The 23657-nt window shown below is 64.5% G+C and carries 20 protein-coding genes; 13 read left to right on the top strand and 7 right to left on the bottom strand.

The window, feature by feature from the left end:
• Window positions 1-49: 49 nt before the first annotated feature.
• From L2Y97_RS15240 to L2Y97_RS15230, 3 genes are all read left to right on the top strand, one after another.
• Complete coding sequence (locus L2Y97_RS15240; protein WP_247428184.1) at window positions 50-1492, top strand: M20 family metallopeptidase; 1443 nt, start codon at window positions 50-52, stop codon at window positions 1490-1492.
• Window positions 1489-2193, top strand: coding sequence for a YggS family pyridoxal phosphate-dependent enzyme (locus L2Y97_RS15235; protein ID WP_247428181.1), 705 nt, complete (start codon window positions 1489-1491; stop codon window positions 2191-2193). The genes L2Y97_RS15240 and L2Y97_RS15235 overlap by 4 nt, the downstream gene beginning before the upstream one ends.
• A 267-nt stretch (window positions 2194-2460) precedes the next feature.
• Window positions 2461-3165: a C40 family peptidase gene (locus tag L2Y97_RS15230; protein WP_247428179.1), complete on the top strand. Its 705-nt coding sequence runs from the start codon at window positions 2461-2463 to the stop codon at window positions 3163-3165.
• 53 nt (window positions 3166-3218) lie between these two features.
• Here the strand turns inward: L2Y97_RS15230 and L2Y97_RS15225 are convergent, their stop codons facing one another.
• Window positions 3219-4130, bottom strand: a complete 912-nt coding sequence (locus L2Y97_RS15225) for an alpha/beta hydrolase (protein WP_247428176.1) — start codon at window positions 4128-4130, stop codon at window positions 3219-3221.
• Between the two features lie 90 nt (window positions 4131-4220).
• Between L2Y97_RS15225 and L2Y97_RS15220 the strand changes: the two genes are divergently transcribed.
• A complete protein-coding gene (locus L2Y97_RS15220) occupies window positions 4221-4952 on the top strand; it encodes a pseudouridine synthase (RefSeq protein ID WP_247428174.1) in 732 nt (243 codons plus the stop codon).
• Window positions 4953-5026: 74 nt separating this feature from the next.
• Here the strand turns inward: L2Y97_RS15220 and kbl are convergent, their stop codons facing one another.
• From kbl to tdh, 3 genes are all read right to left on the bottom strand, one after another.
• Window positions 5027-6226, bottom strand: a complete 1200-nt coding sequence (kbl, locus tag L2Y97_RS15215; protein WP_247428171.1) for a glycine C-acetyltransferase — start codon at window positions 6224-6226, stop codon at window positions 5027-5029.
• 123 nt (window positions 6227-6349) lie between these two features.
• The gene (locus tag L2Y97_RS15210; RefSeq protein WP_247428168.1) at window positions 6350-9931 is read right to left on the bottom strand and encodes a DUF748 domain-containing protein; all 3582 of its coding nucleotides are present in this window, start codon (window positions 9929-9931) and stop codon (window positions 6350-6352) included.
• A 173-nt stretch (window positions 9932-10104) separates the two neighbouring features.
• Window positions 10105-11139 (bottom strand): L-threonine 3-dehydrogenase, encoded by a 1035-nt coding sequence (tdh, locus tag L2Y97_RS15205; RefSeq protein ID WP_247428165.1) that lies wholly within the window; start codon window positions 11137-11139, stop codon window positions 10105-10107.
• A 158-nt stretch (window positions 11140-11297) separates the two neighbouring features.
• On the opposite strand from tdh, the gene L2Y97_RS15200 reads away from it, so the two are divergent.
• The gene (locus tag L2Y97_RS15200) at window positions 11298-13451 is read left to right on the top strand and encodes a S46 family peptidase (RefSeq protein WP_247428162.1); all 2154 of its coding nucleotides are present in this window, start codon (window positions 11298-11300) and stop codon (window positions 13449-13451) included.
• Window positions 13452-13525: 74 nt separating this feature from the next.
• Here L2Y97_RS15200 and L2Y97_RS15195 read toward each other — a convergent pair whose 3' ends face one another.
• From L2Y97_RS15195 to L2Y97_RS15185, 3 genes are all read right to left on the bottom strand, one after another.
• Window positions 13526-13735 carry a hypothetical protein gene (locus L2Y97_RS15195; protein WP_247428160.1) on the bottom strand — a complete coding sequence of 70 codons (210 nt, stop codon included), beginning with the start codon at window positions 13733-13735 and terminating at the stop codon, window positions 13526-13528.
• Window positions 13736-13963: 228 nt separating this feature from the next.
• Window positions 13964-14161: a hypothetical protein gene (locus L2Y97_RS15190; RefSeq protein ID WP_247428157.1), complete on the bottom strand. Its 198-nt coding sequence runs from the start codon at window positions 14159-14161 to the stop codon at window positions 13964-13966.
• Between the two features lie 128 nt (window positions 14162-14289).
• Window positions 14290-15273, bottom strand: coding sequence for a hypothetical protein (locus tag L2Y97_RS15185; RefSeq protein WP_247428154.1), 984 nt, complete (start codon window positions 15271-15273; stop codon window positions 14290-14292).
• A gap of 105 nt (window positions 15274-15378) precedes the next feature.
• On the opposite strand from L2Y97_RS15185, the gene miaA reads away from it, so the two are divergent.
• From miaA to folC, 8 genes are all read left to right on the top strand, one after another.
• Window positions 15379-16314, top strand: a complete 936-nt coding sequence (miaA, locus tag L2Y97_RS15180) for a tRNA (adenosine(37)-N6)-dimethylallyltransferase MiaA (RefSeq protein WP_247428152.1) — start codon at window positions 15379-15381, stop codon at window positions 16312-16314.
• Window positions 16315-16448: 134 nt separating this feature from the next.
• On the top strand, window positions 16449-16709 hold the full coding sequence (gene hfq / locus L2Y97_RS15175) for an RNA chaperone Hfq (protein ID WP_247428149.1): 261 nt from the start codon (window positions 16449-16451) through the stop codon (window positions 16707-16709).
• Between the two features lie 96 nt (window positions 16710-16805).
• Window positions 16806-18116, top strand: a complete 1311-nt coding sequence (hflX, locus tag L2Y97_RS15170; protein WP_247428147.1) for a ribosome rescue GTPase HflX — start codon at window positions 16806-16808, stop codon at window positions 18114-18116.
• A 153-nt stretch (window positions 18117-18269) separates the two neighbouring features.
• Window positions 18270-19397 carry an FtsH protease activity modulator HflK gene (gene hflK / locus L2Y97_RS15165; protein ID WP_247428144.1) on the top strand — a complete coding sequence of 376 codons (1128 nt, stop codon included), beginning with the start codon at window positions 18270-18272 and terminating at the stop codon, window positions 19395-19397.
• Window positions 19394-20263, top strand: a complete 870-nt coding sequence (gene hflC / locus L2Y97_RS15160) for a protease modulator HflC (RefSeq protein ID WP_247428141.1) — start codon at window positions 19394-19396, stop codon at window positions 20261-20263. The genes hflK and hflC overlap by 4 nt, the downstream gene beginning before the upstream one ends.
• Before the next feature lie 53 nt (window positions 20264-20316).
• Window positions 20317-21621, top strand: a complete 1305-nt coding sequence (locus L2Y97_RS15155; RefSeq protein ID WP_247428140.1) for an adenylosuccinate synthase — start codon at window positions 20317-20319, stop codon at window positions 21619-21621.
• 105 nt (window positions 21622-21726) lie between these two features.
• Window positions 21727-22353, top strand: coding sequence for a GNAT family N-acetyltransferase (locus tag L2Y97_RS15150; protein ID WP_247428137.1), 627 nt, complete (start codon window positions 21727-21729; stop codon window positions 22351-22353).
• Window positions 22350-23630, top strand: a complete 1281-nt coding sequence (gene folC / locus L2Y97_RS15145; RefSeq protein WP_247428135.1) for a bifunctional tetrahydrofolate synthase/dihydrofolate synthase — start codon at window positions 22350-22352, stop codon at window positions 23628-23630. Before L2Y97_RS15150 ends, folC begins: the two co-directional genes overlap by 4 nt.
• Window positions 23631-23657: the final 27 nt, after the last annotated feature.

The raw sequence follows: 23657 nt of genomic DNA, 5'->3' as shown, positions 1-23657 counted from the left end.
CTGGCCGCGCTGTTACACTTCCCCTTTGCCCCAACACGCAAGGCGCGCCATGGATACCTCCCGCATCTCCTCCTTCGTCAGCGGCCTGTGGGACCAGGAAATCGTCCCGCAGCTCATGGATTACATTCGCATCCCGAACAAGTCGCCCATGTTCGATGCGCAGTGGCGCGAGCACGGCTACATGGACCAGGCCGTGAAGCTGATGGAGGACTGGGCGCGCTCGAAACTGCCGGCGCTGCAGGGCGCGACGCTCGAAGTGGTGCGCCTCGAAGGCCGCACCCCGCTGATCTACATCGACGTACCCGCGCAGGGCACGAACGGCACCGGTACCGATGCAACGGTCGTGCTTTACGGCCACCTCGACAAGCAGCCGGAAATGACGGGCTGGGCCGATGATCTCGGCCCCTGGACCCCGGTGCTGAAGGGCGACAAGCTGTATGGCCGTGGTGGCGCCGATGATGGTTACGCCATCTTTGGTTCGCTCGCGGCACTGCTGGCGCTGCGCGACCAGGGGGTGCCGCACGCGCGCTGCGTCATCCTGATCGAGGCTTGCGAGGAATCGGGCAGCTACGACCTGCCGTACTACGTCGATCATCTCGCGGGCCGCATCGGCAATCCGGCGCTTGTTGTCTGCCTGGATTCGGGCTGTGGCAACTACGACCAGTTGTGGCTGACCACCTCGCTGCGTGGCATGACCGGCGGCAACCTGACCGTGCAGGTACTGGAAGAGGGCGTGCACTCCGGCGACGCCTCGGGCGTGGTGCCCTCCAGCTTCCGCATCCTGCGTGACCTGCTGAGCCGCCTGGAAGACCAGGAGACCGGCAAGATCATTCCCAAAGAGCTCTATGTCGAGATTCCGGAGCAGCGCAAGGCGCAGGCACGCAAGTCCGCCGACGTGCTTGGAACGGCGATTTACGACAAGTTCCCGTTCGTGGAAGGCATGCAGCCGACCACCGATGACCTGACCGAACTCGTGCTCAACCGCACCTGGCGCCCGCAATTGTCGGTGACGGGCGTGGGTGGCATGCCGCCGCTGGAGAGTGCCGGCAACGTGCTGCGGCCGAAGACATCGGTAAAGCTGAGCCTGCGCGTTCCGCCGACGCTCAACGGTGCCGAGGCCGGCAAGTTCCTCAAGCAGCTGCTCGAAAAGGATCCCCCGTACGGCGCGAAGGTCACCTTTGCGCTGGAGAAGGACGGCAGTGGCTGGAACGCACCGGTGCTTTCGCCGTGGCTGGAAGAGACCGTGGCGCAGGCCTCGCAGGATTACTACGGCCAGCCGGCCGCCTACATGGGCGAGGGTGGCAGCATCCCGTTCATGGGCATGCTGGGCGAGAAGTTCCCGCAGGCGCAGTTCCTGATCACCGGTGTGCTGGGTCCGCACTCGAACGCACACGGCCCCAACGAGTTCCTGCATATCCCGACGGGCAAGCGCGTGAGCATGGTGGTGGCCAGCGTCGTGGCCCGCCACTTCAAGGAAGCCACCAAGGCATGACCGGCGACCTGGCCACGCTCGCCGGCCGGCTGGCCGCCGTGCGGGCGGGGATTGATGCGGCCTGCCGTGAGGCGGGTCGCGATCCGGCCGAGGTAGCCCTGCTGCCGGTAAGCAAGACGTTTGGCGCGGATGTGGTGGCCGAGGCCACCCAGCTGGGCCTGCGCCGTTTTGGTGAGAACAAAGTGCAGGAGATCCAGCTCAAGGCCGCCGCACTGGCGGCGGACCACCTTGAGTGGGTGGTGATCGGCCATCTGCAGACCAATAAGGCCAAGGCCGTGGTGGCACTGGCCAGCGAGGTGCAGTCGCTGGATCGGCTGGATCTGGCCGTGGCCCTCGACAAGGCCCTTCAGGCGCAAGGCAGGGCGATCGACGTACTGGTCCAGGTGAAGACCTCGAGCGAGGACAGCAAGAGTGGCCTGGCGCCTGGCGACCTGCTGGCGTTCCTCCGGGAACTGCGCGCCTTCAGCTCGCTACGCGTGCGCGGCCTGATGACCATCGCCGAACACAGCGAGGACGCGGGCCTGGTCCGGGCCAATTTCCGGGACCTGTATCAGTGCCGAAACAGGGCCCGCGATGCCGGCTTCGAGCTGGAGCGGCTGTCCATGGGGATGAGCGGGGACTACGGCCTGGCGATCGCGGAAGGCAGTACCGAAGTACGCGTCGGCAGCTCGATTTTCGGTGCACGGAATTACAAACACTGACCAGTTTAATTAATCGAATTACGTGGCCGGCACGCCGTGAGGCGACCCGTAAGCACTCACATACGTGAAGCAAGTGCTTATATCTGTTCAGGAATGTCGTAACGGGGCCGTAAGTTTTTAGGGAATTGTCGGAATCTTTCCTAGGAATGGCACTTTTTAACTTTATGCCAACAACAGGGCTAATGGGGTTTGCTAACTTCACCCCTCGTTCACGGTCGTCTCACCTAAACGGCGGCTTAACCCAACACGGAACAGGCCTTCTCGCTCATGCAATTCAAGCGACTGACCGCTCTCGCGTTTGCTAGCTGCTGTATCGCCGCTGTAACACCCGCCATCGCCGACACCGTCCAGGCTCCACAAGGCCTTGACCAATCCGCGACGCTGCTCCTTACCGATCTCCCGGTCTTCGCCCCGGCCTCCGGCCTGGCGCAGTCCATCATCCCGGATGCCGCGACCTTCGCCCCCAAGGCCACCGTCGCCCAGGCCCAGGATGCGCAGGAAGCCGACGCCGTGGATGGCGACGACGAAGACGATAGCCTGGTCGCTGCCGCCACCGCCCGCCTTGCCGGCCACGTCGATGGCCACGCCCGCGAAGCCCTCCTGGCCTTCGCCATGAAGCTCCGTGATATCCGTTACCACCGCGGTGGCCGTACACCGACCGCCGGCTTTGATTGCAGCGGCTTCGTCCGCTACGTGTTCGCCAAGAGCATCGGCCTCGACCTGCCGACCAATTCCGCCAGCCAGTTCCTCGCAGGGCTGTCGGTCAAGCGCACCGAAATGAAGACGGGCGACCTGGTTTTCTTCCGCACCCGCGGCAAGGCCATCTCGCACGTCGGCATCTACATCGACAACGGCCAGTTCATCCACTCCCCGTCGGCAGGCAAGACGGTGCGCGTGGATAGCCTCAACGAGGCGTACTGGTCCAAGCACTTCGCGGGCGCCAAGCGTCCCGAAGGTATCGCCAAGATCTGACGGATCCCTTCAACGACTTTTCCGAAACGGCATGCCCCGGCATGCCGTTTTTTTTAGCGTGGAAGAAACCCGCCGCCGATCAACCATTGCTCGAGTAACCCCGGCCATGCCCGCAGGGCAGGCTTGTCGCCAGCAAGGCCGGTGCCGTGCACACCTTTCTCGAAGACGTGCAACTCGCTGGGCACGCCGGCGCGCTTCAGCGCGAGGAAGTAGTTGACGCTGTCCTCGACGGGAATCGTTGCGTCGTCCGCTGTGTGGTAGATGAAAGTAGGTGGTGTGGACGAGGTGATGTGCAGGGCGGGCGTGTACTGCTCCAGATAACCGGGCGTGCAAGTGGATGCGGGGACCTTAAGCGTGACGCAATACGCCAGATTGCCTTTTTGGTCCTTGTTGAACATGGAGAATGCCGGGTAACCAAGGATGACGAAATCGGGCCTCGCGCTCTGCTGCGAGACCGTATCGATGGGGCCACCGGGGACCGTGCCAGCCTGCGTCTCGAGCACGGCAGCGAGGTGTCCACCCGCGGAGAATCCGATGAACCCTATCTTCCGTGGCTGGAGCTTGTAGTGGGCCGCGTTTGCGCGGACGTACTGGACAGCGCGCTGGGCATCCATCAACGGAACCGGGAACGGGTATTTACTGCCAAGGCGATAACGCAGGACGAATGCAGTGACGCCCCTGCTGGCGAACCAATCCGCCACTTCGCGTCCTTCAAGGTCCCCGGCAAGGCCCTGGTACGCGCCGCCGGGGGCAATGATGACGGCCGTGCCGTCGGGCTCACCGAACGGTGGAAACACGGTCAGTGACGGCACGTCATCGACACCATCGCCTTTGGCGCCAGGCGGGATGTCGTACAAGTGCACGGTGCTCAGGTGCAGCATGGGGTCGCCGAGGGCCGACGTGGCCTGGCCGCTGGCAGCGCTGGTGGCGATGAGTGCACAGGCGGCGATGAGACGGGCTTTCACTATCGATCATCCACGCGGCGAAGAAGGAACCGACCTTAGCCAATCGCCTGTAAAATAACGAGGCGGTGCCCTGCCGTTTACCGTGCCCTCATGCCCAAGCCCTCCCAGACACCCACGTTCGGCCTCGCCCGGACGCTATCCAAGCGCGGCATCTGTTCGCGGAGCCAGGCCGAAAAGCTTGCGCGCGAGGGCAAGGTGCGCGTGGACGGCAAGGTGGTGCGAGATCCTGAGTTCCGTATCCGTGGGCCTGAGCGCATCGATATCGACGGCGCTGCTACGGATAGGGTGACGCCGGTGCATCTTGTGATGAACAAGCCACGCGGCATCGTGGTCTCCGCATCGGACGAACGCGGGCGCGATACGGTGTACTCGCTGCTGGAGGGCGCGGCGCTCCCGTGGCTGGGGCCCGTGGGGCGCCTGGACAAGGCGAGCGAGGGCCTGTTGCTGCTCAGCAACGATACGGTATGGGCGGCCGGCATCACCGATCCCGCGACACACGTACCGAAGACCTACCATGTGCAGGTGGCGGGGCATCCGGATGAGGGCACGATCACGGCGATGCTGGAAGGCGTCGTCGACGAGGGGGAGCCGTTGCGTGCAGGCGCCGCCATGCTGCTGCGGCAAGGCGAGAAGAACGCCTGGCTCGAAGTCACCCTGGATGAGGGACGCAACCGGCATATCCGCCGGCTAATGTCGGCGCTGGGGTTCGAGGTACAACGACTGGTCCGCGTTGCGATTGGCGACCTTCCATTGGGCGAGTTGCCGAAGGGCAAATGGCGGCACTTGCTGCCTGCCGAAATCGAAGCGTTGCGCCGCCGGTAAGCCATAAACCTGTAGGAGCGCGCTTGCGCGCGATCGCGCGCAAGCGCGCTCCTACAGGAAGTTCCCTGCGGTCGTCAGGCCTTGAGCACGCCCAGCTTCTTGCCCACCCTGGTGAATGCGGCAATGGCCTTGTCCAGGTGCTCGCGCGTGTGCGCGGCGCTCATCTGCGTGCGGATGCGCGCCTTGCCCTGCGGTACCACGGGGAAGAAGAAACCGGTGACGTAAATGCCTTCCTCGAGCAGTTCGGCCGCCATGGCCTGCGCTTGCTTGGCGTCGTAGATCATGACCGGGACGATCGGGTGCACGCCCGGGCGGATGTCGAAGCCCGCTTCAGTCATCTTCTCGCGGAAGTAGCGGGTGTTTTCCTTGACCTGATCGCGCAAGTCGCCAGCGGCGGCAAGCATGTCGAACACCTTGCTTCCGGCGGCCACGACGTGCGGCGGCAGCGAGTTGGAGAAAAGGTAGGGGCGTGAACGCTGGCGCAGCATCTCGATCACTTCCTTGCGGCCGGTGGTGAAACCACCCAGTGCGCCGCCGAGGGCCTTGCCCAGTGTGCCGGTCACGATATCGATCTTGTCGAGTACGCCGTGATACTCGGCCGAGCCACGGCCGGTATCGCCAAGGAAGCCCGTGCAGTGGCATTCATCGATATGGACCAGGGCGTTGTACTTCTTCGCCAGCGCGGTGATCTCATCCAGCGGCGCGATGAAGCCATCCATCGAGAAGGCACCATCGGTGGTGATCAGCTTGGTACGTGCACCGGCGGCATCGGCGGCCTGCAGCTGCGCTTCCAGGTCGGCCATGTCGCAGTTGTTGTAGCGGAAGCGCTTGGCCTTGCACAGGCGAATGCCATCAATGATCGAGGCGTGGTTCAGCGCATCGGAGATGATGGCGTCTTCCTCACCAAGCAGGGGCTCGAACAGGCCGCCGTTGGCGTCGAAGCAGGCCGCGTAAAGGATCGTGTCCTCGGTACCGAAGAAGCTGGCGATCTTTGTCTCCAGCTCCTTGTGCAGATCCTGCGTGCCGCAGATGAAGCGCACGCTGGCCATGCCGAAGCCGTGGGAATCCAGCGCATCCTTGGCCGCCTGGATAACGTCCGGGTGGTCAGCCAGGCCCAGGTAGTTGTTCGCGCAGAAATTGAGCACCTTGCGGCCGCCTTCGAGCTCGATCTCGGCGGACTGGGGCGACACGATGATGCGCTCGGCCTTGAACAGGCCTTGTTCGCGGATGGAGGCGAGTTCGGCGGCGAAGCGTTCCTGGGCGGGGTACGACATGGGACGGGTTCCGGGACGGGGAAATCCCGATTCTAGCGCGGGTGCGCCCGCGACGCCCTGTAGGCGCGCGCCTAGGCGCCATCCCGTCCGCGAAACCACGACGCGATCACGCCCAGGCGTCGCTCAATGGAGCCCGAAATCCACCCGCGTCGTCTTGCCACCATCATCAATGCCCTTTGGATCGAGCTTGGGCGCCAGGACAAACACCCGCTTGTCATCCACCTTGCCCTGCAGCCACAGCCTGACGGCATTCGCTCGCCGTTCGGCCAGATGGCGCAGCGCGTCGGCGTCTACCGGCATATTGGTTTCCATCAGCGTGCGCATTTCCTCAGGCGGCTGCGACTTGGTGAGGCCAATCATGTTCTTGGGTTTCGGGAACGAGGCGTGCTTGTAGGCCCGTTCCAGGTACTTGTCAGCCTGCTCCTGCGTCGGTGGCGTCGTATCGTCGCCTTTGTCGTTCACCTGTTCCTGGTGGACGAGGTCATCAACCATGACCTTGCGCAGCCCGGCCTCGTCCTTGCTCGTGTCGATCCGCCCGATGATGTCCAGGCTGATGGACGGCTTGTTGTTGAGCACCTTGACCAGCTCAGCCAGCTTCGAGTCCGCCGCCGGATCAAGCACGGCCGAACCCGGCGCAAACTCGACGTAGCCAAGATCCTCGCGGCCACCACCAGCCGACGCCAGCAGGCGGAACGGCGATGTGACCGCCTTGACGATCAGGTTGCCGATGGCCCGCCAGATCAACCCGCCGACGCTGAAATGCGGATCGTCGAGCGAGCCGGTGACCGGCACGTGCACATCGATACGCCCCTCGCTATCGCGCAGCAGCGCGACAGCCAGCTTCACGGGGAGGTGGCTGACGCCGGGCCCTTCGATCTTGTCGCCGAACGTCAGCTGGTCAATGAAGATGTGGTTGTCCGCGTTGAGCTTGCGCTGGTCCAGCGTGTAGTGCACATCGACGTTCAGGCGGCCGCGGGTGATCGGGTAGCCCGCGTACTTGCCCGAATAGGGCGAGAGGTTGGTGAGCTGGATGCCTTCGGCCTTGGCGGTGATGTCGAGGAACGCCACCGGTGCCAACGGGTTGATCGTGCCATCGATATTGACCGGCGCGTTGCCATCGAGCTGGCCCTGCAGCGTCAGGGGCGCGGGGGGCGCACCGGCAACCGTCCCGAAGCCCCCAATCTTGCCGGTGAGGTCGGTGACATCGGCGGTGTAATTCGGCTTGATGAAATTGTCGGTGTAGTTCAACCGGCCCTTGGTCAGCGTGATCTGGCCGATGCGGATATCTGCCTCCGGTGCGGCGGCGGCAGGCACAGGCGCGGGCTCATCGGCTTTCTTCGGCGCGGGGTTGGCCTGCGCTTGCGTGACGGAGACCGCGCCTGGGGATTCCGGGCTGGCGACGACATCCTGAAGGTTCAGCCGGCCGGTCGCGTTGATGATCACGCGTGCATAGAAATCATCGAGGGCGAGGCCACCTATCGCCACGCGCGGCACGCCGTCGCCCATGGCCACGGACAGGTTGGTGGCGCTAAGTGAATTCCAGCGCAGGAAATCGTCGTTGGTGAGCTTGTCCTGCACGCGTACGCGGCCGAGCGTGGCACGGCCGCGGTAGGCGATGCGCGGGGCATCCTTGCCGCGGTCGGCATATCGGACGTCACCATCGATGCTGAGCAAGCCGCTGGCCACCGTGACATTGAGCGGCACCGTTACAAGGTTTTGCAGGGGCGCGACGTTAAGGCGCGTGGTCTGGACTTTCAGGTCCGCTTCCATCGGCTGTGGCTTGACCTTGCCCGCCACGGCGAACGTGCCTTCGCCCAATCCGCCCTTGAGGTCGACGCTGATCGGCTTGCGCAGGTCATCGGACAGGCCATCCACGCTGAAGGCGCTTGCCGTCAGGCTCACGGCGTTGCGCTTGCCCGTTGCCTTTGCATCCCGCAGGGTGACCTTGCCATCGGTGAGGCCGACATGGCCGACGCTCCAATGCCAGTCGTGGCCGCCGGGGTGCGCAGCGCTCGCATTCGCGGGCAGGACATTGACGATATCGAGGTTGCCATTGGCGAGCTTCCGGATATCGAGGGCGAGGCCGTCCAGCAGGAGCGAGTCGATCCGGGCTTCGCTCGTCGCCATATCGACCGAGGTGATGGTCGCGTCGAGCGACGTCCAGGTGATGGGTGATGCGCGCCCGTTGCGGGGCACCAGGTTGAATCCGTCGAGCCGTGCATTCGCCCGTTCAAGGCGGATCGTGGCGGCGTCATGCCAGTCGGCTTTCAGGGTGCCGTCGGCCGTGAACGTGCCGCCCGTGATGTCGGCCGCGAGCATGGGCGGCGTCAGCGGCATGAGTGGCGCGAGCGAGACATGGCGAATGTCCGCCTTGCCCTCGTAGCGGCTGCCCGCCAGGTCGAACGTGCCTTGGGTGGCCAGCGTGCCACCAGCCATGCGCGCCGACACATCGAGTGCGGCTGGCGGCGCCTTGACGGTGCTCAGGCCCCGGAGTGTCCCGGCAAGGCCCTCGAGGGTGAGATGGGCGGGAGCGGGTGCCGCCAGGTCGGCATAGTCGATCCTGGCGTTGGCCAAGGTCAGCAACTCGATGCGAACGTCGGTCGGTGGGGCCTTGGGGTCGGGCTTCGCATCGCCCGCCGTCAGCGCATCGAAGTTGCTCTTGCCGCCGGGAAGGCGGGCGTAACGCAGGTTGGCGTCCTTGATCGAGATGGCGCCAAGCCGGTATCGGGAGGTGAGGGGATCGAGCACGCCCAGGTCGGCATCGGCGTGGCCCATGTCGAGCAGGGCGCCACCATCCTTGCCCGTGACCTTGAGCCCGTCGAGTGTAAGGCGGCCCTTGATACGCACGGTCGACTGCTTCTCGCCCTGCGAGAAGTCAACCGTCATGACGCCGGAGAGCTTGCCACCGGGAACCGCGACCGGGAGCGGCGCTGGAACGAACCCGATATATCGGGGCAGTTCGAGCTGATCGAAACGGAACGTGATGGCCGATTCCCGACTGCTCGCAAACGGCTTTGTCTGGCCTTGCACCTTCAGCGGGCTGCCATCGATGTTCATGGCCAGCAACGGCTGCACAAAGATGTCGGCATCGCTGGGCAGGCTGGCGATGAACGGAATGCCCAGTTCAAGGTGGTCCACCTGGTGCTTTGCGTCGAGGACGCGGTCGTCGAAGTCGATTTGCCCGTCGTGGATGGCGATGTTCGACACGGCGAATCGAGCGGGCCCGGTGTCGGGCGAGGCGGGTTGCTTCGCGAAGCGCTCGACGATGTCGGTGAAATTGAAGCGCTGGGGCGCGTTGCGCTGCAGATGCACGCGCGGGCTGTCGATGCGCAGCTCGTCCAGGATGGGCGCCAGGCGGAAGAGGGAGGCCCACGACGCGTTGCCCGTGACCTGGCCGATGTCGACGAAAGCCGTCTTTCCGTCCGCCTCGGCGATGTGCAGCCGGCTCAGCGTAAGCCTGAGGGTAAACGGGTTGAGGCTGGCATCGCCTACCGTGACCTGGCGGCCCAGCGCGGCCGAGGCTCGGCTGGCGATCTGCGAGCGGATGAGGGAGGGCGCGGCAAGGAAACCGAGCAGGGCGAACAGCACCAGGGCGATCGCCAGGCCGAGGGCGATGCGCCGGGCCCGGTGCGACTGGTAGGTTGCCATCGCCCGGTCACGGGCACGCCCCCAGGGCAGGCTCCGCCAGCTTCTACGGGTGTCCATTCGTGCCGCCCTCTCTACGCGTTGCCCCCGGCGGAAAGTGTACTCGCCGGGCGGCTACGCGGAAGGTGGCAAAGTCCTAAACAGGACGGCCATCGTGGAGGAGCGCGCTTGCGCGCGATGGGTGCTCGCGGCAAGTCCCATCGCGCGCAAGCGCGCTCCTGCAAACGGCTAGTTCAGGTCCAGCTGCAGACGACCTTGCCGCAAACACCGGCATCCATCAGGTCGAAGCCCTTCTGGAAGTCGTCGATCGCGATCTGGTGGGTGAGCACCTTCTGCAGTGGGAAGCCGGTGAGCACCATCTGGGTCATCTTGTACCAGGTCTCGTACATCTTGCGGCCGTAGATGCCCTGCAGGGTCAGGCCCTTGAAGATGACCTTGTCCCAGTCGATGCCCGCGCCGCGCGGCATGATGCCGAGCATGGCCACCTTGCCGCCGTGGTACATGCACTCGAGCATGTCGTTGAAGGCGCGGGGGTTGCCGCTCATCTCCAGGCCCACGTCGAAGCCTTCGATGTGCAGGTCTTTCACCACGTCCTTCAGCGACTGGTTGGCCACGTTCACCACGCGGGTGGCGCCCATGTCGGCGGCCAGCTTCAGCCGGTAATCGTTGACGTCGGTCACGACCACGTTGCGAGCACCCACGTGCTTGGCGATACCCGCGGCGATGATGCCGATCGGGCCGGCGCCGGTGATCAGCACGTCTTCGCCGATCAGGTCGAACTCCAGTGCACAGTGCGCGGCGTTGCCGTACGGGTCGAAGAAGGCGGCCAGCTCGGAGGGGATCTGGTCCGGGATCGGCCACAGGTTCGAGGCCGGCATGGTCATGTATTCAGCGAACGCGCCGTTGCGGTTCACGCCAATGCCCACGGTGTTCGGGCACAGATGCTGGCGGCCAGCGCGGCAGTTGCGGCAGTGGCCGCACACGATATGGCCTTCGGCCGAGACACGGTCGCCGATCTTGTAGCCGGTGACGCCTGGGCCGATCTCGGCGATGCGGCCGACGAACTCGTGGCCGATCGTGAGGCCCGGCTTGATCGTGCGCTGGGACCACTCGTCCCACTTATAGATGTGCAGATCGGTGCCGCAGATGGCGGTCTTCTCGATCTTGATCAGCACCTCGTTCGGGCCCGGGGTCGGGACCGGCACTTCTTCCATCCAGATGCCTTGTTCGGCGTGGCGCTTCACCAGCGCTTTCATCGTCTGCTGCATGGGCTTTCGGGTTCTCGTGGGGAGGGGCCGCGGGGGCGGTCCAAACCCCCATTATAGGCCGTGGCAAGTACGTTGGCTTGTGCGCCGCGGCATTGCCAGCGGCCGCCCGGGGCCTCTAGGGTGGGACAGCTTTGGAACCCACAGGGGCAAGTGAGACGATGCGAATCCGCACCATGATGCTGGGAGCCGCCATGGCATTGGCGCTGGAAGCGAAGGCCGACGAGGGCATGTGGATGCCCTCCCAACTGCCTTCGATTGCGAAAAACCTCAAGGCTGCGGGGTTCCGTGGCGACGCGGCCGACCTCGCCGACCTGACCAAGGCACCGCTTAACGCGGTGGTCCGGGTGGGCGGTGGTACGGGCTCCTTCGTTTCGGCCGATGGCCTGCTGGTCACCAACCATCACGTGGCCTTTGGTGTCATCCAGTACAACTCAAAGCCGGATCGTGACCTGATCACCAACGGCTACGTGGCGCCGGATCGTGCGGGCGAACTTCCAGCCAACCCGGATTACCGGGCCCGCGTCACCGTGGGGTTCGACAAGGTTACCGAGCGGATTCTCGCCAGCGCCAGGGGGAAGACCGGCCGGGCGTACTACGACGCGGTGGATGCCGCCAGCAAGGCGCTCGTGGCAGAGTGCGAGAAAGAGGCTGGCATCAAGTGCAGCGTGGCGACCATGTTCTACGGCCGCGACTTCTACCTGGTGAAGCAGCTGGAGCTTCGCGACATTCGCCTGGTCTACGCGCCACCGCGCGCTATCGGCAACTATGGCGACGAGACCGATAACTTCATGTGGCCGCGCCACGCCGGCGATTTCACCATCCTGCGGGCCTACGTGGGCCCGGACGGCAAGCCGGCCGACTATTCGCCGGACAACAAACCGTACCACCCGCCGTCGCATCTGCAGATTGCGACCGATGGCGTGGCTGAGGGCGATTTCGTCATGCTGGCAGGTTACCCGGGCATCACTTACCGCCACCGCACCGCGGCCGAGTTTGCCGATCAGGTGGAATGGCGCCTGCCGACGTCAGTGGCCGTGCTGAAGGCACTCCAGGATGTGATCGAAGAGCAGGGCAAATCAAACAAGGATGCGGCCATCCGCTACGCGTCCCAGCTGCAATCGCTGAAGAACGGCATCAAGCGTTTCAGTGGCGAACTCGAGGGCCTGGAGCGTAGTGACGCGGTCACGGTGCGCCGCGAGGACGAGGCGGCGATGTTGGCCTGGCTTGCCAGGCAGCCTGAGGCGAACACGCTCAAGCCGCAGATTGACCAGGCCATGGCGCTCATCGCCCAGGGCAAGGACGTGCGTGAGCGTGACCTGTTGGTGGGCCTGCTCTCGAGCCAGACCCAGTTGATGCGCGGCGCGCTCAACATGGATCGTCTGGCGGTCGAACGCCCGAAGGCGGATGCCGAGCGTGAAAGCGGCTACCAGAAACGCGACGAGGAGCTGATCCAGAGCCAGCTGAAGCAGATCCAGCGCCGCTATGACCCGAAGATCGAAAAGGCGCTGATCACCTCGTTGCTCACGCGTTACCAGAAGCTCCCGGCGGCGCAGCATCTGGCTGAGGTGGACAAGGTGTTCGGCACCACGCCCGCTGAAGTAGTAAGCGCGCTGGATCGGATCTACGGTTCGACGATGCTTGGCGATGAGGCCGAACGCAACAAGCTGTTCACCGCCAGCCCGGCGGACGTGGTGAAGAGCACGGATGCACTGATGTTGGCCGCCCGTACGCTTCGCCCGGCCTTGCTGCGCATCGAAGACGAAAAGAAGAGCCGTGATGGTGACCTGTTGCGCCTGCGACCGGCGTACATGCAGGCGCTGATCGGTTACCGCGAGAAGCAGGGCAAAGCGGTGTATCCGGATGCGAATTCCACGCTGCGGGTGAGCTACGGCAAGGTCACCCCGCTGATGGCTCGCGATGCGGTGACATACGCCCCGTTGACCACGGCCCAGGGCATCGTCGAGAAGAACACGGGCAAGGTTCCGTTCGATGCCCCGCAGCCCCTGCTCGATGCGATCAGGAAGGGCGATTTCGCGGGGTACGCCGATCCGAAGACCGGCGCCATGCCGGTCGACTTTCTGTCCAACCTCGATACGACGGGCGGTAATTCGGGCTCCCCGGTGCTGAATGCGAAGGGCGAGCTCGTTGGCCTTAACTTTGACAGCAACTGGGAGGCCGTGAGTGCGAGCTGGATGTACGACCCGCGCTACAAACGCGCCATTCACGTGGATATGCGTTACATGCGTTGGCTGATGGACAAGGTGTATCCTTCACCAGCGTTGCTCAAGGAACTCGGCACGCCGGCGCACTGAACCTGCGCGTACCGCGACTTAACCGAAAGGCCACCCTCGGGTGGCCTTTCGTGTTTCATGTTCACTCATGGCCTTCAGAAAAACATCAGTTGCATCAGTTTCGCCAGGGCCATGCATGCGCCCATGGAGGCGGCGAAGAAGCCAGCGCCCGCTACGAGCGGATACCAGCGTGACTCCGCATTGATCTTCGATGTTTCCGCGATGATCTTCAGGATCTCCGCCCGGAGCTTCTCCCGGATTTCTTCTTCGCTCGTCACGTCCCGTGTCTCGAATACCGTTGCCATGTGTTCTCCGATGCTAGCACTCCAACAGCGCAGTCGAATCCTGCCACGAGCGTGAAACTTCATGATGTAGGCGAATCGCTCGCGAACATGTAGGCAGCTGAAAATCCGCGCCGCATCGCCGAGACGACAGGGACACATCCGCGCGCAGCCCAACCGTGCGAACTGGCTCAAAAAAGGCCGCCCGGTGGCGGCCTTCGATGCGTTCCCGGCGTCGCGATGCCAGCGAGCTCATCCCTTGAAGAACATATCCAGGACTTTGATAAACGCGGCGCCGGCGGCGAAGAAAGCCGTCGTGACGATGAAAGGGTGCCATCGCCGTTCCTGATTCACCTTCAGGGACTCGATGAGAAGCTTGTAGGTCTCGGCCTGGAGCTTTCGCATTTCCTGATCTTCGCGCGTCACGCCTTTCTCGAATACTGTGTCCATGGTGCTTCGATCCTATCACTGCGGGTACCCATGCAAATCCTGCCATGGGTGCGTGCACGCTGATGTAGGCGGAGCGCGCGCCGATACGTAGGCCCGGTTGCGTGCAGGCGCTTTGAGCCGGGTCATGGTCAGGGCGCTGGCATGCATTCCTTGATGCACGTGAACCACGCCTTCTTGTGCGGGTAGTCGATCGTCATACGAAAATGCGCGTACACATTTCCGCCTACGGCACCCTTGATGTCGCCCGCCATGTACTGGCCGATGCCTTTGTCGCTGAACGCCGCGTCCCTCCGCTCAGTAAACCAGGCGGGGCCGACGGTCCAGCCCGCAATCTCCACGGCAGGCACGCGGATCGTGCGAGTTGCCTTGGCGGTGCCTGCAAGATCGTCCGCGCCTTCGACCACGGGCCAATCAGGATGAGCAGCGTGCCATGCATCCATCACGGACGTGACGATGTAGCTTCCCGCGGCAAAACCTCCATTCGCCACCTCTGTGCCCATGGCCTTTTGCCCGGCGGGAGACGGGTGAGCTGTTGCTCCTGTATCGAGCAGCATGTCCAGGGGCTTTCCATCTACCTTGATTGTGATGGTGGGTAATGGCGAGCCAGCATCACCGCGCGCGTCGAGCATGAAAGCTATCTGCCCTTCCCGGGCGCCTCCGGTCGGGCGCCAGGAAGCATCTTCAACGATCAGCTGGTGCCCGGGATAGTCGAACGTCCATGCGTGATCGAACAGGTAGAAGCTGCCAACGACACCGTCAATGCTCTTGTCGGTCACCGTTTTTGCAGAGGCTTTGAATGCCTTGCCGCACGAGCGCTCCGACGCAGGCAACCCTTTGCCCTGGGCGAATGCAGGTGGCTGGAGGAAGAAGTCATATCCACCACAGGTGGCCGGGGCCAACCGCAGGCGCGCCGCCGTAGCCGGAAAAAGACCCCATGTGAGTCCTGGGCCGCCGGTATCCAGAATGAGCTTGAGCATTCCCCCTTGAGCCAGGGTCGGGGTGACATAGAAGTGACCGGCTTCGTAGACAGTGGGCAGGACAGTCGCCGCGGTAGCGGACAGGAATGGGCATCCCCCCAGCGCGATTCCACAAGCCAACGCCTTCACGCTCATCGAATCCTTCCTGGAGTTCGTTTGGGTGCCCTGATCGTTGCACCGATGGCGATTCACGTCTCCATGCTGAGTTACTCTTGCGCAGATCCAGCCTTTGCCCTACCGATGACCCGCGACACCCGCCCCCTTGCCATCTTTCTCATGGGTCCCACTGCCTCAGGGAAGACCGCGCTCGCTTGCGAATTGTCTGATCGCTTTCCCGTTGGGCTGATCAGCGTCGATTCGGCGCTCGTCTACCGCGGCCTCGATATCGGCTCGGCGAAACCGGACCAGGCGACGCTCGTGCGTTATCCGCACGAACTGATCGATATCCGCGACGCCGCACAACCTTACTCGGCGGCGGATTTCGCGGAGGACGCTGCGTCTTCGATGTTGCGTATGGCCGGGCAGGGCAAGGTGCCGCTGCTCGTGGGTGGCACCGGCCTCTACTTTCGGGCGCTCCAGCGTGGGTTATCTGAGCTGCCCGAGGCCGATCCGGCGGTACGCGAGCGGCTCGCCGCCGAGGCGGCAGAGATTGGCTGGGCAGCGATGCATGCCCGCATGGCGGCCGCCGATCCGGCCGCCGGCGCACGTATCCGCCCGGCCGATGCCCAGCGGATCCAGCGTGCCCTGGAGGTCATGGAGCTGACCGGTCGGCCGATCACCGAGCTCCAGAACGCCCCGCGCAAGCCGTTCCCGTGGCGCGTGCTCAAACTTGCCCTGCTTCCTGAGAGCCGCACGGCGCTCCACGAACGCATCGCAAGGCGATTCGATGGGATGCTTGCCGACGGATTCCTTGATGAAGTGCGCGGGCTCAGGGCACGCGGCGACCTCCATCCGGATCTCCCGGCCATCCGCGCGGTGGGCTACCGACAGGCCTGGGAATTCCTTGATGGCCAAGGGGATGCCCAGAACTTCCGTGACCGTGGTATCTATGCAACGCGGCAACTCGCGAAGCGCCAGATCACCTGGCTGCGGAGTGAGCTTGACGCACGCGCGTTCGACCCGGATCGGGGGGATCCGTTGCCGGAAGTGGGCAGGGCGGTGCGGCAGTTCCTTTAATTGCCGACATCATCACGCTGGCGGCTTCCAGCGAGCGTTTAAAAGCAGTTAAGATTCAAAGCACTTGGGCCGGGGCGCCGTGTTTGGCGTTTTTTTACCCGGACCCGTACGAGAGGCGTAGGGGAGAAGAAAAAATGTCCAAAGGGCAATCATTGCAAGATCCGTTTCTGAATGCGCTTCGCCGTGAGCGTGTGCCGGTCGCCATCTACCTGGTGAACGGCATCAAGCTGCAGGGCACGATCGAGTCATTCGATCAATTCGTGGTGCTGCTGCGTAACCAGGTGAGCCAGATGGTGTACAAGCACGCCATTTCCACCGTGGTGCCGAGCCGTAATGTCCGCGTTGGCGGCCATGAAAGCCACGTAGACGCGGCAGGTGGCGACGCCGAGGGTTGAGGGGCCCAAGGCTGAACCCATATTGGTAAGGACGAGTACGGGCAGGCCACGCTGGCCTGCCCGTCTCCTTCTCCATCCTTGAGGTCAATCCCCTAAGTGTTCGATAGGCAAAAGAAAGGCGACCGCGCGATCCTGGTGCTCCCGCATTCCCGGGGCGAAGGCGATGCGGCACGTCGTGGCGAAGAATTCGCCGAGCTGGTGTCCTCGGCCGGTGCCGAGATCCTCGCCAGCATCCCGGCGCGCGTGAGCGAGCCCAATCCCCGCTATTACATTGGTACCGGCAAGGCCGACGAGGTGGCCGAAGCCGTGCGTGCCCTCGAGGCGGACCTGGTGCTGGTCGACCATGTCCTTACCCCGGTGCAGGAGCGCAACCTCGAAAAGCACCTGAAAACCCGCGTGGTCGACCGGGCAGGGCTGATCCTCGATATTTTCGCCCAGCGCGCCCGCTCCCATGAAGGCAAGCTGGAAGTGGAACTGGCCCAGCTCAAGCACCTGGCCACACGCCTTGTGCGCGGCTGGACCCACCTTGACGCCCAGCGCGGCGGTGCCATCGGCAACCGCGGACCGGGTGAAACCCAGCTGGAAACCGATCGCCGCCTCCTGGCCGAGCGGGTGAAAATGCTTACCAAGCGCCTCGAGAAGGTGCAGGTCCAGCGTGACCAGCAGCGCCGGTCGCGCCTGCGCAACACGGTGCCGCGCGTGGCCCTGGTCGGTTACACCAATGCCGGCAAGTCCACGTTGTTCAATGCGCTCACCACGGGCGGGGTCTATGCGGCGGATCAGCTGTTCGCCACGCTGGATCCCACCGTACGCAAGATCGATGGCCTCAGCTGTGGCCCGGCGGTGGTGGCCGATACCGTCGGCTTTATCCGTGAATTGCCCCACGACCTGGTTGCGGCCTTCCGCGCCACCCTGGCCGAGGCGCGCGATGCGGATCTGCTGATCCACGTCAGCGATGCGGCGGATGAAGAGCGCGAGCTCCTCCGCCGGGTGGTCAACGCGGTGCTTGAGGAAATCGGGGCGGGGGATGTTCCCCAGCTTTCGGTCATGAATAAGATTGATCTCATCGAGGGTGCCGAGCCGCGCGTCGACCGGGGCGACGATGGCAAGCCGCGCACGGTGTGGCTTTCGGCGCACTCCGGGGCGGGTCTCGATGGCCTGCGCGATGCCTTGGGTGAGCTGCTTGGCGGTGACCGGGTGCGGGCCGAGCTGCGGCTCCCGCTCACGGCCGGGCGCCTGCACGCACGGCTGAAGGCCGCCGGGGCGATCGCGGGCGAGGCCGTGGACGAGCACGGATGGCAGCTGGATATCGACGCCCCCCGCTCGGTCCTGGCCCCCCTGGCCGGCGACGACGCCCACGGTTCACCCCTGCGCGAGTTGATCGATCCGCCTCACGCCGAGCACTGACCGGCCGTCCTCTGGTAGAATTAACGGTGTTTGCGTGCCCGTTCGGCGCGGCGATGGGCACTTTCGTGCTCCTTGCCTTCCCCTGCCGATCCGGGCCCGCCCCGATGGCTTTCCAGCCGCCCACCCTCCGGTCCCCGAAGGAGACTGTCGACCATGCCCTGGAATGAACCCGGCAACGGCCAGAAGGACCCCTGGAACCGCAACCGGCAGGGTCAGCGCAAGTTCGACCTGGATAGCCTGCTGAAGCAGGTCACCTCGCGCTTCGGCCGTTTCGGCGCCGGTAGTGGCGGCGTGCTTGCCATCCTGCTCGTCTTTGCCGTGGCGTGGCTGCTCGTATCGAGCTTCACGGTCATCGATGCCCGCCAGGTGGGCGTCGTGCTGCGCTTTGGCCAGTTCGCCCGCGTGCTGCCCCCTGGCATGCACCTGAAGGCCCCGAACCCGATCGAGACGGTGACCAAGGTGGAAACCACCCAGGTCCGCACCGTGTCCGACACGGTATCGATGCTCACCCGCGATGAGAACATCATCGCCATCGATTTCAACATCCAGTACCAGGTCTCTGACGCGCGCAAGTTCCTGTTCTCAAACGCCGATAACGCGGAGAACATGCTGAAGAACGCCGCCGAGGCGGCGGTCCGTTCGGTCGTGGGCGCCAACGCCATGGATAACATCCTGACCACACCGGGCGCCGATGCGTCCCCGGCGCAGGCGCCGGGTGCGGATGCCTCGCCCGAGGCCAAGGAAACCCTGCAGCAGCAGACCCGCTCCATCCTGCAATCCACCCTCGATATGTACGATTCGGGCATCGCGGTCACTGGCGTGAGCTTCCAGAGCGTGTCGCCGCCGCAGCAGGTCAAGGACGCGTTCGATGACGTGAACGCGGCCCGCGAAGACCGCCAGCGGGCGGAAAACGAAGCGCTGGCCTACCAGAGCAAGGTGCTGCCCGAAGCGCGCGGCGAAGCCGCGCGCATCGCCGGCGCGGCCGAAGCGGACAAGGTGGAGCGCATTGCCGCCGCCACGGGCGATGCCGACCGGTTCAATCTCCTGTTGAAGGAATACCGTGCCGCCCCGGATGTCACCCGGCGCCGTCTCTGGCTGGAAACCGTCGAGGACGTGATGAGCCATAACCCGAAGGTCGTGGACGGCACGAACGGTAAGAATCTGATCCAGCTGCCCGTGGAAGCGGGCAACACAAGCGTACGCAATGTGCCTGGCGTGGGCACCGTGGTGCAGTCCGCCAGCACCGATGCGGCACCGGCACAGCAGGGAGGCAACCCGTGAAGATCATTTCCGGTCTCGTCGTCGTCGCGCTCGTCCTGCTGGGTTTCAACAGCGTTTTCGTCGTGAAGGAAGGGCAGAACGCGCTGCTGCTGCAGTTCGGCCGCATTGTCCGTTCGGATTACCAACCCGGCCTGCACTTCAAGGTGCCGCTGGCGCAGCAGGCGGTGCTGTTCGATAACCGCATCCTTGGTCTCGATGCGCCTCCCGAGCGCTATTTCACGAAGGAGAAGAAGACGGTCGCCGTCGACTTCTACGTGAAATGGCGCATCGCCGATAACGCCGCTTATTACCGTGCGACGGCGGGGGATCCGACCGCCGCGATCGGCCGGCTTACCCCGGTGGTCAAGGATGCGTTGCGTGACGAATTCAATTCACGTCCGCTCGAAGATCTCATCAGTGGCGGCCGCAAGGACATCACGGGGCATGTCCGTGAACGTACCGATGCGGTGGCACGCAAGACCCTGGGCGTGAGCATCGTCGATGTGCGTATCAAGCGCATCGACCTGCCCGAAGAAGTGAGTGGTTCGGTGTACAAGCGCATGCGCACCGAGCGCACGCGCCTGGCCAACGAGCTGCGTTCGACGGGGCAGGAGAACGCCCAGAAGATCCATGCCGATGCCGATCGCCAGCGTGCCGTGATCCTCGCCGACGCGAACCGCGATGCGACGTCCGTACGCGGCGATGGCGACGCGAAGGCCGCGGCCATCTACGCATCGGCCTATGGCCAGGATCCCGAATTCTTCGCGTTCTACCGCAGCCTGGCGGCGTACCGTAAGGCCTTTGCCGACGGTAAATCCACGCTCGTGCTCAAGCCCGATTCCGAATTCCTGCGCTACCTCAACGACGGCCCTGGCCGCCAGCGCTAAAACCGCATCCACATCGCCCTTGCGGGCACATGCAACCTAAGAGAACCACCACCATGGGTAAGTCAGTAGTCATTCTCGGCGCGCAATGGGGCGACGAAGGCAAGGGCAAGATCGTCGATCTGCTCACCGAACGCGTCGGTGCCGTCGCTCGTTTCCAGGGCGGCCACAATGCCGGCCACACGCTGGTGATCAAGGGCAAGAAGACGGTCCTGCACCTGATCCCGTCGGGCATCCTGCGTGACGATGCCCTGTGCCTGATCGGCAACGGCGTGGTGCTCTCGCCGGCGGCCCTGATGAGCGAAATCGCCGAGCTGGAAGCGCAGAACGTTGATGTGCGCGCCCGCCTGAAGATCTCGCCGGCCACCCCGCTGATCATGCCGTATCACATCGCTGTCGATAAGGCGCGCGAAGTGGCGTCCGGCGCAAAGGCCATTGGCACCACCGGCCGCGGTATCGGTCCGGCGTACGAAGACAAGGTGGCCCGTCGTTCCATCCGCGTGGCTGACCTGATGTACCCGCACGAGCTGCCGGAGAAAGTGAAGGCGGCCGTGGATTACCACAACTTCGTGCTCACCCAGTGGCTGAAGGCCGAACCGGTCGATTACCAGACCGTGCTGGACGAAGCGCTGACCTGGGGCGAGTATTTGCGCCCGATGGTCGACGACGTGGCCACCATCCTGCACGACGTGCGCAAGGAAGGCGGCAACATCCTGTTCGAAGGTGCGCAGGGCGCGCTGCTGGATATCGACCACGGCACCTACCCGTATGTCACCTCGTCGAACACCACGGTCGGAGGCGCGCTGGCCGGTACCGGCGTCGGCGCCCGTGATATCGACTACGTGCTGGGCATCTGCAAAGCCTACGCCACGCGCGTCGGTGGCGGTCCGTTCCCCACCGAGCTCAACGACGAGATGGGTGAGCTGCTTCGCAAGAAGGGCAACGAGTTCGGTGCCAGCACCGGTCGTCCGCGCCGCTGCGGCTGGATCGACCTGGTTGCGCTGAAGCGCGCCGTGCAGATCAACGGTATCGACGGCCTGGCCATCACCAAGCTCGATGTGCTCGACGGCCTGGAAAGCATCAAGGTCTGCATCGCGTATGAATACCGCGGCAAGCGCCGTGAGCTGGCCCCGCTCGATGCGGACGGCTGGGACGAGTGCAAGCCGGTGTACCTCGAGTTCCCGGGCTGGGAAGAATCCACCGCGGGCATCCGTGACTGGAACAAGCTGCCCCCGGCGGCCCGCGCGTACCTGCGTGCGGTGGAAGAGCTCTCGGGCTGCAAGCTGGCCCTCGTGGCCACCGGTGCCGATCGCGACGACACGATCGTCCTCGACGATCCGTTCGGCGGTGCCGATTGCTGATCGCGTCCAAGCGATAGCCGGAAAGGCCAGCCTCCGGGCTGGCCTTTTTGTTTTTGGCTCGCCGCTGCCATTAAGCTTTACCGTACTTTCGTTGGGCTCCCCGCCATGCGCCACACACCCGGTATCACCGTCACGACTTACGTGGGGCAGGCGATCCTGTCCGTGGTCGATGAACTTGCCGGGCTGCGTATCGCGGTCTTCCGTGACTGGCCGTATCTCTATGACGGCGATCGAGACTATGAGCGCGATTACCTGGCCGCCTATGCCGCTTCGCCGCGCAGCGTGTGCGTGGTCGCAAGGAGTCCGGCCGGTGAGGCGATCGGTGCCTCCACGGGTATTCCGCTTGCCGATGATGGCGAAGCCTTCCATGCCCCCTTTCTCGCGCATGGCATGCCGCTGGACAGCGTGTTCTATTTCGGTGAATCGGTACTGCTGGCGCCGTGGCGCGGGCGCGGCGCCGGCCATGCGTTTTTCGATGCGCGTGAGGCACACGCACGCAGGTGCGGTGATTTCCGCTACACCGCGTTCTGCTCCGTGCGGCGTGATCCCGCCGATGGGCGCGCTCCTGAGGGCTACCGGCCTAACAACGCGTTCTGGCGCGGGCGCGGCTATGAACCGGTACCTGGCATGAGCTGCACGCTATCGTGGAAAGAACACGGGGATACAGCGGCGACACCGCACGTACTTGATTTCTGGATGCGCGAACTGGACCGCGCGGAGACTGCCGCATGACCCGCACGCTGGACCAATGGCTCGCGTACCAGGAAACCACGAACGTGCACGAGATCGAGCTCGGCCTTGATCGCGTACGTGCGGTTTGGCAGGCGATGGGTGCGCCCCGTCCTGCGCCGGTGGTCATTACCGTTGGCGGTACCAACGGCAAGGGCTCCACGGTGGCGCTGCTTGAGGGCATGCTGCGCGCCGCGGGTTATCGCACGGGCTGCTACACATCGCCTCACCTGGTGCACTACAACGAGCGCGTGCGCATTGAAGGCGTTGATGCCGGCGATGCGCAGCTCATCGCCTCGTTCGAGCGTATCGAAGCCGCACGCGGCACCCTTCCCCAGACCTATTTCGAGTTCGGCACGCTCGCGGCCATCGACGTGATGTCCCGGGCCCATATCGACGTGGCGATCCTCGAAGTGGGGTTGGGCGGACGGCTCGATGCGGTGAACATCATCGATGCCGATGCCGTGGTCATCACCACGATCGATCTCGATCACCAGGCATGGCTTGGCAACGATCGCGACAGTATTGGCAGGGAAAAGGCGGGTATCGCCCGCGCAGGCCGGCCCGCTGTCGTGGGTGAGCTTGATCCTCCCGAAGGCTTGCTCGATGCACTCCGCGGCGCGGGGGCCGTCATCGAGCGTGCAGGCTCGTCGTTCTGGTGGGATGTGTCGGTAGGAGAGCGTGGCGCGGGCCATTGGCAGTGGTTCCACACCGATGGCACCACCCTCGACCTTCCGCGGCCGGCGCTCGCGGCGCCTGTCCAGTACGCCAATGCATCGGCCGCCATCGCATGCCTGCACGCGCTGCGCGAGCGACTCGCCGTGCCCGCCGCGGCGGTTGCCTCGGCGTTGGCGAACGTCCATGTGGAAGGGCGGCTCCAGCGAGTCGGGGAGCGCCCCCTCACCCTCGTGGATGTTGGCCATAACCCGCAGGCCGCCCGCGCGCTGGCGGACTGGCTCGATGCGCAGCCGGATATGGGAAGGGTCATGGCCGTGTACGGCGCCCTCGCGGACAAGGACGTGGCCGGGGTGATTGCAGCGTTGGGTGACCGGATCGATCACTGGTTCCTCGCCGGCCTGGATCGGGATACGCCGCGGGGCCTGCCAGCGGCAGCGCTGGAAGAGGCCTTCCTGGTCGCCCTACCCGGGGCCGCGCGGGAAGGCTATCCGGATGTCGACTCGGCCTGGCGCGCCGCGCGGCAGGCCTCGACAGCCGACGACACCGTTCTTCTCTTTGGTTCGTTTTTCGTGGCGAGCGCGGTGTTGACGACGCGGCCGTGAACGCCGACACGGGGGAGGGCATCGGGC

Origin of the sequence: Luteibacter aegosomatissinici (assembly GCF_023078495.1) — a bacterium.
GTDB classification, from domain to species: Bacteria; Pseudomonadota; Gammaproteobacteria; order Xanthomonadales; family Rhodanobacteraceae; genus Luteibacter; species Luteibacter aegosomatissinici.
Note: the sequence above shows the minus strand (reverse complement) of the source record. Positions and strands in the feature narration are given on the sequence as shown.